The organism is Flavobacterium akiainvivens, from assembly GCF_001278115.1.
GTDB classification, from domain to species: Bacteria; Bacteroidota; Bacteroidia; order Flavobacteriales; family Flavobacteriaceae; genus Flavobacterium; species Flavobacterium akiainvivens.
Window position 1 is genome coordinate 4,488,513 of record NZ_LIYD01000005.1, and the last position, 14,934, is coordinate 4,503,446.

Consider the following 14,934-nt stretch of genomic DNA (forward strand, 5'->3'; position numbering starts at 1 on the left):
CGAATTTTTTTGTCGCTGGCGCGAGCATCTTGCTCGTGTGGTTAGTTGTGGGCACGAGCGAGACGCTCGCGCCAGCGGGGATATGTTGTTAAGAACTTATTGTATTTTAATCTTTTAAATTATCTAATAACTCAATTTTATGTAGTAAATATTCGAGCCCTGGTCCAGAGCGTCTATGATCTAATGCATCTACAAACGTTCTAAAGTTATGTTGTGTATTATCAAATACAGAATTAATTATCCATTCCTTTTTATCGCCATTCCCTTCATATATTTTTGGTTTAAAATAATATGTTGTTATGTAGTTTTTGTAAAATATTAATAAATATGCTTCAATAATAGTTTGCTGATATAAATCCTCTTCAATATTATTTGTAATTAGCCATTTTTGTAATTCAGATTGCAATTCTGTTAACTTCAATTTTTTATCAGCTATTTTGCTGTAAAATTCCTTATGATTGACTTTTATAAAAATTAAGATGAAGAAAATTTGAGGGAATACATAGCCGTTTTCAGTGAAACTCTTAAGCGCAACTCTCGCATGGCTATATATTTTCTCTTGCTGACGCAAAGAAGTTTTAGATATTTTAAAGAGAAAGATGGACATTTCTATGAATAGATTTTCGTCTTCTCGGGTTTCGTATATATTTAATCTATTTTGAGTGCTAAAAAAAGAACCAAAATCAAAGTAGTTATATAAATATCTACAAAATAGTTCCGTTGAAGGTTCTGGAATGCTATATTCAATATCTATAAATCTTTTTAGATATTCTTCTGAATCAATCCTGTCATTGCCATACACACCTTTAATTGCATTTCCTAATTGTTCTTTGTCAATGGATAGAATAAATATTATGTTCTTAACTGAGAAGAAATGTTTGATTTGTTCAAGTATCTGAACGGCATAATTGGGTCTACACCTATCAAGTTCATCTATTATAAATATTAACGGTTTACCATCATTATTCTTTTTTATAAATTTTTCGAGCTCTGCTTTAAATTCGCCTATACTTTTCTTTTTTTTGATGTAGAGCGAAATATCTTCTTCTAACATTGTTGTTAAACCTTCCGTAGCTTTTTCAGAAAAATCTTGAAGTTCTTTTAGATCAAAATGTTTAGCAACTATGGCTTTTACAAGAGTAGGTAATATATGTTTACTCAGAATAGCACCTTTATTTAGTAGGATTTTAAAATCCTCTTTTAAGTCGTGAGATATCAGTAATTTTAATTCGCCCATTAAGGCTGTTAGAGCATTATCCTCAAAATCATTTTCCCAGGCATTAAAATATATGGCTTTATATTTTTGTAATTCTAATGTGGCTTGCCACATCTTTACAAAAGTCGTTTTACCTGTGCCCCATTTATTATTGATGGCTAAAACAAATCCGGTATCATAGGCTTTAACAATTTGGGTAAGTACATCAGCATATTTTTTCCTTTCTAATTTACAATTAGCAAATGGATTATTTTCGTCAATTACAATATCAGAATGTCGTAAACTCATAGATAAAGACTTAAATTATTTCATTACTTTAGCATTAATAACCTTCCATCCAATGCTCTCAATATTGCTATAGTTATTTACTTTTAGCTTAAATTCTTTGTTAGTTCCGTGCGGGAAGTATTCATAGATAACATATTCTTCGGTATTTACCGGGCTGTGTGTTTTGCTGTAAAAGGTAACCTGTATAACGGCGTCTTTATAGTTTGTAACGGTTGCTTTGTTTTCTATATAGCCTTCAATCTTTAATTTGTCGCCCAGGAAGTTCTCATGATATCCGCCTCCTGCATTAAGGTAATTTTGCGGGTTTTGGGCTTCTAATTGTGCGGGGGTAAGTTCAGGCTCAGCAAAAGTATCAGGCTCGTACCCTGAGCCTTTGCTCATATTACCAAAAAGTATTATTGCAAAAACGCAGAGGGTCACAGTGAAAGTAACTTTAAACCATAGCCTTTTACGGATAGGGGTGTATTCTTTTTCAGGTTCGAATGTTTGATGTGTTTCCTGAACTGGTTGTTGTGCGGCTTGATAAGGTGGTGGGGTAGCATTAAATGGAGGGGGAGTTGCAAACAGCTCTTTAAGTTCGTCTAAGGTGCCTGCACTAACCCAGTCGGCCATCCCTTCTGTCCATACGGGAGTTGCCCTTTTAATCCCTTTGTCCTTAAGTTCTTGAATTGTAAATGGACCTTTACTTACGGCTCCATCATGGGCATAATATTTTTTCATAGAGAGGAATTAGAAATGTTAAAAATAACAAAAAAATATTATTGTCGACTTATGTCAAAAAATATTACTGAAAAATATGAGCTTGATAAAATTGGTTGGTTTGGTAAAAGCTGTAAAATTTCAATATTACAAAATTAAGAAAAAAATCAACACTAAAAAGAAAATAAACTAAATATTTTTTGTGGTGGTAAAATTTGAGATTTCTCAACTCCGCAAGCTTCGTTCGAAATGGAAAATGGGTTGAGTTCGAAATGGAAAAATTAGCCCAAAAAACAAAGTTTGCCTTCACACCGTGAAAACAAACTCCGAAAGTGAAGAATTAGCGTTAAAATTATCTTAAAACGTAAGATTTTACTGCACTGAAAACTGCGACTGCGACTGTAGACTATTTGAACAGTTCATCGGGGTCGATAAGGGCATCTAATTTTACAATGTAATCGTGGGGCAAAATGCTCATGCCATACTGGTAGGAGGCGTTCATCCAGCCAAAGCCGGAGCGCGTAATGTACGCAAAATCAGTACCTACGTTGCCGTATTCGGCATATACCTTGTGGCTGGCGGCTACTACATCATACTTTTCGGGTATAGTGCCGTTGTAGTCTACGGCGTTGCGGGTAATCATCCATAACCACCTGTAGGCCAGTTCGTAAGCTTCGTTTTCATAGCCGTAATTCAGCAGGCCCTGCCACAGCATCATCTGGTGGGGCGCCCAGCCGTTGGGCCAGTCCCACTGGCGCTGCACTTCGCTGCCTCCCGAATATTGTTCTAAACTCGCTCTGCTTGAGCCTGTTATGCCACCTTTGGCTTTAAGTTCGCGCATCAGGGAGGTTACCATAACGGCGGCTTCATCTTTTGTTGCCAGCCCCGCCCATAGCGGAAAGTAGTTGGTAGCCGACTGAAAATCAGTTATTTGCTGGGTCTTCACATTGTAATCGAAGTAGCCTTTAGCCTGTTCGTTCCATAAATACTTGTGCATTAGCATTTTGCGTTTGGCAGCCTGCTCATGCCAATAGGCACCGGTGTATATTTTGCCGTTTGGGCCCTTAAAACCATCCTTAAAATAGCTACTTATAAGGTACTCAAAATCGCGTTCATACTTGTATAACAGTGAGTTAACGTCGACAGAATTGAGGTCGGCCGCTGTATCGTCAAGCCTCCAGGAGGTGTCGTGCCCGCTTTCGCGCAGGGTGCGGTCGTGTACAAAGTAGCGGTCGAGCGAAGCACTCTTTAACTGGCCTGTTTTGTATTGATCCTCAAACTGTTGAATGGTCAATCCGCGCTCTTTGGCATAGGTTTCGAGTATCTCATTGAAGTGCCCGGGCTCGGTTTCGGGGGGTATGCCAATGCCGCCGGCGTAGTAGCGGTTGAGGCCGGTTTGGGGGGTGTAGCGGTTGCCCTGCATCCATACGGTTTCATACTCTAAAATGCAGGTATACAGGCTTTCAGCCAGCCATTCTTTGTCTTTTCGGGGCATTTTGTGGTACACTTCCCTTATAAAAGACGACAAAAACGGCGGCTGGGTACGGGTAAGGTAGTAGGAACGGTTGGCATTCAGTATCTTACCGTAATGGGTAACCTGGTAACAGAAGTTGTCTACCATGGCCTTGGCGAGGTCTAACCTGTTGTCTATCAGTAGTCCGATACCTTCAAAGTAGCTGTCCCAACCGTACATTTCGTTAAAGCGGCCGCCGGGTACCACAAAGGGTACGCCCCGGTTGTGCTCTATCTTCAGGGCCAGGATGCCGGGCTTCTCATTAATGGACTGCACGTACTCTGCTGTGATGTCTTTTGGTAGTATAACTACTTCAAGGTTAGGTTTTTGCTGCTCTAAATCTTTGAAATAGGCAATGGCAACCGGGTCGGTAGAGGGTACATAAATGCGTTGTTTGCTGTCGTGCATTTTGTCGTCATGGGCAATGCGGTCGAGGCCCTCGGCATCTATGGTGCGGGTAAGGTCGTCCCAAAACTGGGTGCGTATGCGGCGGCTAATGCGCTCAGCCGGAGGCTCCTGTATCTGGCGGAGGCTGATGAGCAGGGTGGGGTGGGCGCTGTCATTGGCTATGGCCAGCTCCTGGAGCAGGTTAGAAATGTAGTAGGTATTGCGCAAAATAACGGTATCTCCCTTAGTGCTAAGCATGTAGTAATCTTTGTTAGAGGGCGCGTCGTCTTTAGTAATGCGCTTATCGCCATCGGTATCGTAGCCCGCAAGCAGGTCATGTATGGTTTGCTCTACGGGGAGTTCAAAAACGGTCTGGCTTTCTATAAATTTATCGCTGCAACTCATAAATAGTACAAGCGCCGGCAGGTAAAGTACCGGCATTTTTAATATGTTTGAGGGTGTAATCATTTGTTAATCAGTACAAAATCCTAATTTACGAAATAATGACGGTTCTCAAAAATGTAAGAGGAAGCTTAACAAATCATTAGCATGGTTTTGCGGCTTTGGTAAAATAGGGCGGGTTGTTTTGAGGAGTTTTCAGTGGAACTAAAAGTGCAGCTTATCAGGGTGCTGGCGTACATCATAAATGCGGAGTACCTGGATTTCAGATGTTTCTTCCCTGAAATATAAGGTGTTGTGTTTGGTAACAACGCATTTGCGAATGTTGTGGTTTTTGTCGAAGTATGGAAAGAGTTCAGGTTGTCCTGCTATTTTGATGACTTTTTGATCAAGTATGTCAAGAAATGTAATTGTAACTTCTTTATACCAATGTAAATCAAGGTATTCAAGAATTGTTATAAGGTCTTTTTCTGCCTGCGAAGACCATATGATATTTTTACTCATACCTGCTGCGCATCTGTTTCATAACATCATTATGAGATTTGCCCCCATTTGCCTTTATATCCTCCAAAGCATCATATATACCTTGCCTTTGCGCTGTAGAAAGGTTATCCCATTCGGTTACCATTTCTGGCTCCTGTACGGTATAAGTAATCTCGTCTTCAAGGTATTGCACGGTAAGGCCAAGCCTGGTGGCGAAGTTGGCAATAAGTTTTATATCTTCTTTAGAATTTCCTTTTAATAGCAGTCTTTTCATATCCAAATGCTTAATTTATACACAAATATACCTAATTTTACAGTTCGTCCGCTAAAATCTACAACTGGGTAACAAGGTTTTTAAAAGGTGGGTTTTTGTGTGCAACTTTGCTTCATCAAATAACAACAACCATTTAAAACCTAAAGTTATGATACGAGTTTTTACCACCTTCTTCCTTTTTATCTTTGGCCTTGCTAATGCACAAACACAGTATGAAACCGGTATGAAAAAAGCATTTACCCTGTGGGGTGAAGGCAAAAGTACAGAGGCTTCGGCACTTTTTGAGCGCATTGCCGCTGCCGAGAAAACCAACTGGCTGCCCAGCTACTATGTGGCGCTGGTAAACACTACCGATGCATTCCAAACACAGGATAAAGAAAAGATAAGCGCACTGCTTGCCAAGGCTGAGGCAGCGGCTGATAACGCCGAGATGATTTCGCCGGACAACAGCGAGATACTGGTAATACAGGCCCTGATACAAACCGCATGGATAGTATATGACCCTATGACAAACGGTATGAAGCTGAGCGGAAAGGTAAATGAACTCTACACTAAAGCCATGAAACTGAACCCTAACAACCCCCGTGCTGTATTTGGCAAGGCTGAATTTGAAATGGGTGGCGCCAAGTACTTTGGCGGCGATATAAAGCCCATGTGTGCAGAGGTAGAGCGTTCAATTAAACTTTTTGATACCTTTAAGCCGGAGAGCGAATTTCATCCAAACTGGGGTAAAGACCGCGCAGCAGAGACTCTTAAGGAGTGCCAGACTAAAAAATAATACAATATGAAGTTTATAATCAGGGAGTTATTTAAGGCAGTGGGCATGGGGCTGGTTATCTTTGTGGTACTGGTGCTTATACAGCTGGCGCAGGGAGACGATTTACAAAGCAACCTGCAACTGCGCAACCTGCTCTATGTATTGTTGTACACTGTGCTGTTGCACATGGCTAATACCGGTGTTTTTGCCCTGATGGACCATATTTTTAAAGGAGTAAAACTATCGCCTAAAAGGTTATTGCTGGGGTTTGTGTCTTCTTTTGTAGTGTCAGCCCTAATCATTTTTTTGCTCCACGCATTCCAAAGGGTTTTAGTAGAAGGGAAGCCCCTTATGCAGCACCTGCGGGATGAACGCCTAAGCAACTACTATGTTGCTATGACCATTACGCTAATTATTACGTTCTTTTGGCACCTGTTTTACTTCTATAAAAAGTACCAGGAAAACAGGGTAAAACAGCAAAAGATTATTGCGGGTACGGCATCAGCCAAGTTTGAAACCCTTAAGAACCAGATAGACCCGCACTTTTTGTTTAACAGCCTTAATGTACTGAGTTCGCTTATCGAAGAAAACCCCGATAACGCCCAGCGCTTTACCACATCACTCAGCAAGGTGTACCGCTATGTGCTGGAACAGAAGGATAAAGAGCTGGTAAGTATTGAAGAAGAGCTGGCCTTTGCCAAAACCTATATGAACCTGCTCAAGATGCGCTTTGAAAACAGTGTGTTTTATGAGCTGCCTGAAAAGGTTAATAACCCTGATGCCCTGGTGGTACCGCTCTCGCTACAGCTGCTTTTAGAAAACACTATTAAGCACAATATAGTAAGCCAGCAAAAGCCACTGCACATTCGCATATTTGAAGAAAACGGCTATCTGGTAGTGCAAAACGACCTCCAGAAAAAAGAGGTACTTCAGGACCGCCGCGGTGTTGGGCTACAGAATATACTGAGCCGTTATGCCATTATAACCTCCCGAAAGGTGCAGGTAGAAGAATCTGACAAGTATTTTACGGTAAAGCTACCGGTTTTAACCAAACAAGTAACCATTATGGAAACTACATATAACGAAAAGAATTCTGCTTACTATAAAGCACAAAAAAAGGTAGAAGAAATAAAAGGCTTTTATGGCAACCTGTTCTCTTACATTGTGGTAATTACAGGCCTGGCCATACTAAATATGCTAACAAGCCCAAGCCACTGGTGGTTTTTATACCCGGCACTGGGCTGGGGTATAGGGGTGGCGCTACACGGTATGGCGGTGTTTAACTATATGCCGTTCCTTGGGTCTGACTGGGAAGAGCGTAAGCTTAAGCAACTGATGGATAAAGACAGGAATAATAAGTGGCAGTAGGCCTTAATATTCGGGGTTCAAAGTTCATTGTTCAGAGTTCAATCATCAAAAGAAATCAATCATGGAAGCGTATAATGAGTTTGACACAGAAAGCGTAGCCTATAAAAAAGCTAAGGATAAGATTAAGGAAATCAAGGGGTTTTATTACAACCTGGCGTGTTTTTGTATTGTTATTCCGGTGCTGATATACATCAATCTGAGATACCTGCCGGAGTTTCACTGGTTTTGGTTTAGCATAGCGGGCTGGGGTACGGGCGTAATTATACAGGGTATGTTTGCCTTTGGCTGGGTGCCGTTTTTAGGCAAAGACTGGGAAACCCGCAAAATCAACCAGATTATGGAGCAGGGCAGAAAGCGAGAAGAACAGGAGCAACACTTTAAAAACTAAACCATGAACCCAACAGACAACCACAGGCAAATTGCCTACAGGCGGGTAGCACAACTCAGGAGTTTTTATACGCACCTGGCTATTTATATACTGATAAACATAGCATTACTGCTGCCTTATTTTATGCTTAACATTGCCGCAATTTTCTGGCAGCGCTGTTTTATTATTATGATAGGCGTTGCAGGGCTGGGGGTTTTGGGGCACGCCATGTGGGTTTTCGGGCCCAAGTTTTTCCTACCGTCTAAATGGGAAAGCCGCAAAATGAAGCAGTTTAAGGATGAATCGGAGCGTAGGTAGTAGTTTGCAGTCGCAGTCTCAGCACCTAAGCACCTCAGTACCTAAGAACCTTTAAAAACATTACAACATATATAAAATATCATGGAACCAACATTTGAAGAACAGGCAAGGCTTGATAAAGCCAAAAAGAAAGTAAAGGCTATAAAAGGGTTTTATTCGCACCTGGCGGCCTATTTAATTGTAAATATTGTACTTATCATAATGCATACGGCCGATCTTAAAGAGGGCGAAAATTTTTGGCACTGGAGCACCTTTAGTACTGCATTCTTTTGGGGTATAGGCCTTTTGTGCCACGCCTTTGGGGTATTTGGCACCGATGTTTTCCTGGGGTCTGACTGGGAAGAGCGCAAAATAAAAGAGTATATGGACAAAAAGCCTGAATCGCACAGCAGGTGGGAATAGAGGACAGTTTGCAGATAGCAGTTTGCAGTCCCGGTGTACAGTTGAGTGAGAACTTTAAACTTTAAACAAACCAACTAAATGAACGTAATAATTATTGAAGACGAAAAGCCTGCGGCGCGCCTGCTGCAGCGAAAATTGGCGAGGCTGGATATTGAGGCCCAAACCATGCTGCACTCGGTAGAGGAAGCGCTGGAATGGTTTGGCAGTAACCCGCAGCCTGACCTTATTTTCCTGGACATACAGCTTAGCGACGGGCTTTCGTTTGAAATTTTTGAGGCCATGCCCATTAGCAGCGCCATTATTTTTACCACGGCTTATGATGAATATGCCCTTCGTGCCTTTAAGCTTAACAGCATAGACTACCTGCTGAAGCCTATTGATGAAGATGACCTGGAAGCTGCCGTTAAGAAATTCCGCGCACGCCAGCCCAAGGAACAGCCGCTGTCGCTGGATTTTGACCAGATTAAGCGTATGCTGTCAAACCCTTCTGAAAAGGCCTACAAGAAGCGTTTTACCATTAAAATGGGCCAGCACCTTAAGATGGTTAATGTTGAGGATGCCGAGTGCTTTTACAGCGAAAACAAGGGCACCTACATACACACTACCGAAAACCGCAGCTACCTGCTGGAAAATACCCTTGAGCAGCTTGAAAATGAGCTCGACCCCAAGCAGTTTTTCCGCGTGAGCCGCAAGTTTATTGTGCACATAAGCGCCATAAAAGATATTGTTGTGTATACCAACTCCCGCCTTAAGATTATCCTGCCTACCTACAAAGAAGACGAGGTTATTGTAAGCCGGGAACGTGTAAACGACTTTAGGGAGTGGCTGGGGTAGCGCCACAGGCGCGTTTGTAGTTCATGGTTTATGGTTGTTTTTAAAGTTTTGTTTGTTGATTGAATCTGTACAGGTCAGATTCTTTAAAGCGATGATTACGCAGCCCAGCTTGTAATTTGTGATTTGTAATTTGTTTTTGGAGTTTACTTCTCTGGATTTTAGTTTGTTATGGTAAATTCTTTACCTTTAATGAGAATTTCCAACCAAAATATTTCCAATCATGAAGATAAACACACCTACTACAACTGCCCAAAATATCTTTAGGATAGTATTGGGCTGCCTGTTGCTGTTTACCGGCACCGGCCACCTAACTTTTGTACGCCATGATTTTGCGGCTCAGGTTCCCACCTGGGTTCCTCTTGAAGCCGATTTAGTTGTGCTTATTTCCGGTGTTGTAGAAATCCTGCTGGGACTGTCGCTTGTAGCACTTGGCAGGTATAAAGTAGTGGTAGGCTGGGTAGTGGCGCTGTTTTTTGTGGTCATCTTTCCCGGTAATTATGCGCAATATGCCAACCATGTAGATGCTTTTGGCCTTAATAGTGATAGTTTGCGTCTTACCCGCCTGTTTTTACACCCGCTTTTGGTTATCTGGCCATTATGGAGTTGTGGCTCATGGAAAGCGGCTTTTGGCAAAAAGGAAACAACAGCCTAAACACCGTCTTTGGTAAGCCTGTCCAGTTCCCTTAGTAATGTAGGTATGCGGTAACTGCCATGCATCATTGCAACATTGTTTACAGCAGCCTTAAGGCCGGTGCCAATAGCAGTTACATACAGCGGATTTTTGCTGTCACCCCTAAGTACAGGCACTTTTAGTTTTTCAATCGTAGCAAAATTGGTTTTGGCTACGCCTATTATGGGTGTTTTTTGGTTTAAAGCTTCATACAAGTGCGCGCCAAGGCCGTGTGTGGCGTTATCGTCAAGGTATACAAAGCCGTCTACTATAATGCAGTCAATATCGGTAAGGTCTATCTGCTTCAGCAGGCTTAAAATACAGGGCAACTCGCGCCTGTAAAATGCACCGGGTACATACTCTTCAATACCGGTAAGGGTTTCGGTGTAAACGGCGTGGGGTTTATCATCGGGCCAGTTAAAGGCAAGGGCTACCGTTTTGGCTGTGTCGTTAAAATAGTAGGTGTCAAATGCGAGGATCATGCCGCCAAAGTACGATACTTTTAAGAGATAAAAAAAACTGTTCGGCAAACAGATTTCTGTTTACAGAACAGTTTCAAGACGTGGTTATGGCCTTTGAAGGAAAGAGGCTATTGAAAAAGCGAAAGAATTTCCTTTTTCGCTTTGCCTACTTTCTGTTCAATGCGTCCCCACATTTCATCGTCTTTGCCTTCCTCATACTTCAGGTCATCGTCTGTAAGTTCGGCATATTTTTGTTTCAGTTTTCCTTTAAGTTCGTCCCAGTGTCCTTTTAGTTCAGTTGAATTTGGCATGGTGTTTTGTTTTTATTACAATGTAAAATTACAACCCGTTTTGCCAAGTTTTTGATAAGGATATGGTAAAGGTTTGCTAAAGTTGGTTACTGCTTAACCTGCACAAAGCGGTTATCCTGAATTTTGTATAGCATTATAAGCGAGTCGTTTTTTAAAACAATATCATTGCAGGGACGGTCGATATAATTAAAGTTGTGGTAGTATGACTTTATGGTATACACACCGTTTTTTTCTTCAAAATGATTATGTACCGGGTCAGACGACTGTACCTTAAGCTTAGAAACTACCGTATTTGTGCCGGCATTGTAAATGCAGTAATACACATCGGCCCAGCCAATAAGGAAATGGGTAAACCGGTACGCCGGCGTGTAGGTATCTTTGTATGAAATTAGGTAATGGTTGTTGCCCAGCGGTTTATAAAATCCATAATAATACTCATGATTTTTATTAAATACGGGTTGGTTAACCTCGTTGGTAGCCAATAATATATCTAAATCAGCAGGTGTGATTTTTTCGGTATACAGCTTGCGCTTAACATCTCGCGGGGTAAACTTTTTAAGGAAAGCCGGTTCGCCCGAACAGCATACCAATAAGGCCGATACTGCAAGCAATACAGCAAAATGTACAGTTGTCTTCATAAGGTTGATTTATAAAGATAACTGTTTTATGCTGAATTATATTGCACTGCGTTTGCTGCGGCTGCTCTCCATAATCATATAAAACTGAAGCCCGAACACAATAGATGCCACTACAAGGTGCACACTTTGCGATGCAAACGGGAAATCAAAATTATACATGGCAATACCGCTGGCCGTTATAAGCAACAGCAGGCTAAGCACCCATGATGTTTTTTTGAAGCCCAGGCCTTTTTGCTTGTTCATGATAAACACCCAGATGTTTAACGCAAGCAATACGATAGAGAATGAACGGTGTATGTAGAATGTAAGGTCGGGTTCTGCCATAACGGTGCTCATGTCTACGCAATTACAATCAGATGCTGCCATTTGTGCCTTAACGCTGTGGTCTACAAACTGGCGTACCTGTGTGCCCAGCACCACCTGAACCAACGTGAACAGCAGCGATACCCACAGCAGCCTGTTAAAAAACGCATCATACTTTACAGTCTTGTAGGTTTGTACAAGCCCTTTAGCTTTATTAAGGATAACCAAAATTATGACTACAATAAGCAGTGCCACCACCATGTGCACGGTAATTTTAACCGGGTTAAGCACACTGTACACCACCGTTGCACCAAGCCATGCCTGAAAGCCCATTAAGAACACCGTAAGCCACGATAAGAGTATGATGCTGCCTTTCTCTTTCCAAAAACTGAACGATGCCACAGCCATAATGAAAACGGCTAATCCGGCAAGCGCACCCGTGAGGCGGTTAATATATTCTACCCAGGTGTGTACAGGGTTAAATTCGGCATAATCGTGTTTGGTATATACCTCCCAGTTGGCGGCGTTATATTCGATACCACTGGTAAAATTTTGTTTTGCAACCCACAGCTTTTCATTAAGTATAATAACCTGGCCTTTGTTGTAGGCGTGGTTTGGCGTAAACTGAAGCTCTTTACTATCTGTTGGCGGAATGTAGTACCCAAAGCAGCGTGGCCAGTCAGGGCAGCCCATTCCGCTGCCGCTCATGCGCACCACGGCGCCGGCAACGATTACTAAGTAAACGAGGATTAATGCTATTTTTGTTATCCTTGGAAAGAACCGTTTCATGCTATTTTAAAATTTTGCGCAAGGTCTTAAAGGCTTTGCAACTGGTATATGATATTTATCATTCTAAGGACCTTAGTTTCTGAGCAGCTTAGGTACTTAGGTTTTTGAGATTCTTCGACTCCGCTGCGCTGCGCTCAGAATGACAAAGCGCCTGAGTATGCACACGTAGGTGTCATTGCGAGCGGAGCTTGCGGAGCGCGGCAATCTTTTTACCGCCTTGTTTGTCATTCCGACGATAGGAGGAATCTCTTATTGCCTCGTCGTGCCTCTCACAATGACCTCCTATCCGACCCAGCTTGGCAATACCGAACTGTAAAAACAACTCTCAACTCCCAACCTTTATTCAACCGGCACTAATCCCATCTTCCTGGCCTTTTCCATCATAAAATCGTGGGCGGCCTGGTATTCGTTAGGTATTTCGCCTTCAAGTATCGCTTCTTTAATGGCTTCTTTAAGGATGCCAATTTCGCGGCTGGGCTTCAGGTTAAAAATGGCCATGATTTCCTCGCCGGTAACGGGCGGCTGAAAGTTGCGCACGTGGTCGCGTTCTTCAACCTCTACTATTTTTTGGCGCACCAGCTTAAAATTCTGGTGGTATTTTTTGAATTTATTCGGGTTTTTGGTGGTAATGTCGGCCTCGCAAAGGGTCATCAGGCTTTCTACGTCTTCGCCCGCGTCAAACACCAGGCGGCGCACGGCACTATCGGTCACAATATCCTGTGCCAGCACTATGGGGCGCGAACTCATCATGACCATTTTGCTCACAAACTTCATCTTGTGGTTAAGTGGCATGTGCAGGCGCTCAAACAGCTTTTTAACCATTTTGCCCCCCACAAACTCATGCCCGTGGAATGTCCAGCCCTGTTTTTTTACAAAGCGTTTTGTAGGTGCCTTGCCTATGTCGTGTAGCAGGGCGGCCCAGCGCAGCCATACGTCTTCGGTATTGCGGCTTATGTTGTCTACCACTTCCAGCGTGTGGAAAAAGTTGTCTTTATGGGTTTGGCCCTCCACTTCTTCAACACCCTGAAGTGCGGTAAGTTCGGGCAATATTATATGCAGCAGGCCGGTTTGGTGCAGTAGCTTAAAGCCGACAGACGGCACCGGGGTAGCCAGTATTTTGTTGAGTTCATCGGTAATGCGTTCGCCGGTTATAATGCGTATGCGCTCTTTGTTGCGCGTAATGGCCTCAAGCGATTTTTCCTCAATGGTAAAGCCTAATTGGGTAGCAAAGCGAATGGCACGCATCATGCGCAGCGGGTCATCGCTATAGGTAATATCGGGGTCAAGCGGGGTACGGATGATTTTGTTATGCAGGTCTGAAACACCGTTAAACGGGTCTACGAGTGTGCCAAAATCAGCCTCATCCAGCGAAAGCGCCAGGGCGTTTATGGTAAAATCGCGGCGGTTTTGGTCGTCTTCCAGCGTGCCGGTTTCCACAACGGGGTTGCGGCTGTCTTCACGGTAGCTTTCCTTGCGGGCGCCTACGAACTCAACGTCAATTTCGCCATATTTAAGCATGGCAGTGCCGTAGGTTTTAAAAACCTGAACCTTAGGCGTATTTTTTATAAGGGATGAAACCTTTTGTGCCAGGGCAATACCACTGCCCACGGCTACAATATCTATATCTTTCTTAAAGTTGCGCTGCAATAAAAAATCGCGCACAAAGCCGCCTATAACGTAGCTTTTTACGTTTAATTGGGCAGCGGCGCGGCTTGTAATTTCAAAAATAGGGTTGGCAAGCGCTTCTTTATAAACTTTATTTTCCATTAAGGGCGTATCACTTTTACCTGCGCATCGTTACCCAATTTTATGATGGTCGACGGGCGCGCGGCTACTTTATCGTGGTGCAAATTTACGATATAGTCAACCCCATCCAAAATATGGTGGTCAATTTCTTTAAACTGGGTAGGGGTAGGCATGCCACTTATGTTAGCCGATGTGCTAACCAGCGGCCTTTTCATGCGTTCCATGAGCTTAAAGCAAAACGGTTCTTTAACAATGCGCATGCCCAGGGTATTATCTGGCGCTATGAGGTTTTTAGCGACGTTCTTGGGGTTGTCTAATACCAATGTAGTGGGTTTTTCGGCAAGGTCGAGTATCTGCCAGGCTACATCAGGTATATTAGCAAACACCTGCCACACCATGCGGTCGCCGTTGGTAAGCACAATCATGCTTTTAGACTCTTCGCGCTGTTTAAGGTCGTATATTTTCTTAACGGCATCGGGGTTAGAGGCATCGCAGCCAATGCCCCAAACGGTATCGGTAGGGTATAGTATAATGCCGCCGGCCTTAATGGCTTCAAAGGCGTTGTGTACTTCCTGTTTTATGAGGTCGTCCTCACTCATGTTCATTCTGTCTAATGGATGCATGATAGTACTGTTTTAAGGCAAAATTACTGCTTTTTTAAATGAGGTGGGTATAGCTGTCAGGGAATAACTGCTGAAAGTACATACAGTC

At 42.8% G+C, this 14,934-nt stretch carries 18 protein-coding genes; 7 read left to right on the forward strand and 11 right to left on the reverse strand.

Annotated elements, in window-relative coordinates; genetic code table 11:
- Positions 1 to 106 precede the first annotated feature (106 nt).
- The 5 genes from AM279_RS20250 to AM279_RS20270 all read right to left on the reverse strand — a co-directional run bounded on the left by AM279_RS20250 (position 107) and on the right by AM279_RS20270 (position 5,259).
- Positions 107 to 1,504, reverse strand: a complete 1,398-nt coding sequence (locus AM279_RS20250) for a KAP family P-loop NTPase fold protein (RefSeq protein WP_054409962.1) — start codon at positions 1,502 to 1,504, stop codon at positions 107 to 109.
- Positions 1,505 to 1,519: 15 nt separating this feature from the next.
- Positions 1,520 to 2,224: a DUF4339 domain-containing protein gene (locus tag AM279_RS20255; protein ID WP_054409964.1), complete on the reverse strand. Its 705-nt coding sequence runs from the start codon at positions 2,222 to 2,224 to the stop codon at positions 1,520 to 1,522.
- A gap of 385 nt (positions 2,225 to 2,609) precedes the next feature.
- Positions 2,610 to 4,571, reverse strand: coding sequence for a trehalase family glycosidase (locus AM279_RS20260; protein ID WP_082344276.1), 1,962 nt, complete (start codon positions 4,569 to 4,571; stop codon positions 2,610 to 2,612).
- Between the two features lie 138 nt (positions 4,572 to 4,709).
- A complete protein-coding gene (locus AM279_RS20265) occupies positions 4,710 to 5,006 on the reverse strand; it encodes a type II toxin-antitoxin system RelE/ParE family toxin (RefSeq protein ID WP_054409965.1) in 297 nt (98 codons plus the stop codon).
- Complete coding sequence (locus AM279_RS20270; RefSeq protein WP_054409967.1) at positions 4,999 to 5,259, reverse strand: hypothetical protein; 261 nt, start codon at positions 5,257 to 5,259, stop codon at positions 4,999 to 5,001. The genes AM279_RS20265 and AM279_RS20270 overlap by 8 nt, the downstream gene beginning before the upstream one ends.
- A 148-nt stretch (positions 5,260 to 5,407) precedes the next feature.
- Here AM279_RS20270 and AM279_RS20275 point away from each other — a divergent pair, with 148 nt between their 5' ends.
- From AM279_RS20275 to AM279_RS20305, 7 genes are all read left to right on the forward strand, one after another.
- A complete protein-coding gene (locus tag AM279_RS20275) occupies positions 5,408 to 6,037 on the forward strand; it encodes a hypothetical protein (RefSeq protein WP_054409969.1) in 630 nt (209 codons plus the stop codon).
- Between the two features lie 6 nt (positions 6,038 to 6,043).
- The gene (locus AM279_RS20280; protein ID WP_054409971.1) at positions 6,044 to 7,384 is read left to right on the forward strand and encodes a 2TM domain-containing protein; all 1,341 of its coding nucleotides are present in this window, start codon (positions 6,044 to 6,046) and stop codon (positions 7,382 to 7,384) included.
- 61 nt (positions 7,385 to 7,445) lie between these two features.
- Entirely contained in the window at positions 7,446 to 7,772 is a 327-nt protein-coding gene (locus tag AM279_RS20285; RefSeq protein WP_054409973.1) for a 2TM domain-containing protein, read from the forward strand.
- 3 nt (positions 7,773 to 7,775) lie between these two features.
- A complete protein-coding gene (locus tag AM279_RS20290; protein ID WP_054409975.1) occupies positions 7,776 to 8,069 on the forward strand; it encodes a 2TM domain-containing protein in 294 nt (97 codons plus the stop codon).
- A gap of 81 nt (positions 8,070 to 8,150) precedes the next feature.
- Positions 8,151 to 8,471 (forward strand): 2TM domain-containing protein, encoded by a 321-nt coding sequence (locus AM279_RS20295; protein WP_054409977.1) that lies wholly within the window; start codon positions 8,151 to 8,153, stop codon positions 8,469 to 8,471.
- Between the two features lie 78 nt (positions 8,472 to 8,549).
- Positions 8,550 to 9,305, forward strand: coding sequence for a LytR/AlgR family response regulator transcription factor (locus tag AM279_RS20300; protein WP_054409978.1), 756 nt, complete (start codon positions 8,550 to 8,552; stop codon positions 9,303 to 9,305).
- A gap of 220 nt (positions 9,306 to 9,525) precedes the next feature.
- Entirely contained in the window at positions 9,526 to 9,957 is a 432-nt protein-coding gene (locus tag AM279_RS20305) for a DoxX family protein (RefSeq protein WP_054409980.1), read from the forward strand.
- On the opposite strand, the gene AM279_RS20310 is transcribed toward AM279_RS20305, so the two are convergent.
- From AM279_RS20310 to AM279_RS20335, 6 genes are all read right to left on the reverse strand, one after another.
- Positions 9,954 to 10,505 carry an endonuclease V gene (locus AM279_RS20310; protein ID WP_316948722.1) on the reverse strand — a complete coding sequence of 184 codons (552 nt, stop codon included), beginning with the start codon at positions 10,503 to 10,505 and terminating at the stop codon, positions 9,954 to 9,956. The two genes, AM279_RS20305 and AM279_RS20310, sit on opposite strands and share 4 nt — an antisense overlap.
- 59 nt (positions 10,506 to 10,564) lie before the next feature.
- Positions 10,565 to 10,747 carry a CsbD family protein gene (locus AM279_RS20315; protein WP_054409982.1) on the reverse strand — a complete coding sequence of 61 codons (183 nt, stop codon included), beginning with the start codon at positions 10,745 to 10,747 and terminating at the stop codon, positions 10,565 to 10,567.
- A gap of 86 nt (positions 10,748 to 10,833) precedes the next feature.
- Positions 10,834 to 11,385, reverse strand: a complete 552-nt coding sequence (locus AM279_RS20320; protein WP_054409983.1) for a hypothetical protein — start codon at positions 11,383 to 11,385, stop codon at positions 10,834 to 10,836.
- Positions 11,386 to 11,421: 36 nt separating this feature from the next.
- Positions 11,422 to 12,477 carry a COX15/CtaA family protein gene (locus AM279_RS20325; RefSeq protein ID WP_054409985.1) on the reverse strand — a complete coding sequence of 352 codons (1,056 nt, stop codon included), beginning with the start codon at positions 12,475 to 12,477 and terminating at the stop codon, positions 11,422 to 11,424.
- 339 nt (positions 12,478 to 12,816) lie between these two features.
- Entirely contained in the window at positions 12,817 to 14,244 is a 1,428-nt protein-coding gene (locus AM279_RS20330) for a CCA tRNA nucleotidyltransferase (protein ID WP_054409986.1), read from the reverse strand.
- The gene (locus tag AM279_RS20335; RefSeq protein WP_236688536.1) at positions 14,244 to 14,846 is read right to left on the reverse strand and encodes an L-threonylcarbamoyladenylate synthase; all 603 of its coding nucleotides are present in this window, start codon (positions 14,844 to 14,846) and stop codon (positions 14,244 to 14,246) included. Before AM279_RS20335 ends, AM279_RS20330 begins: the two co-directional genes overlap by 1 nt.
- Positions 14,847 to 14,934: the final 88 nt, after the last annotated feature.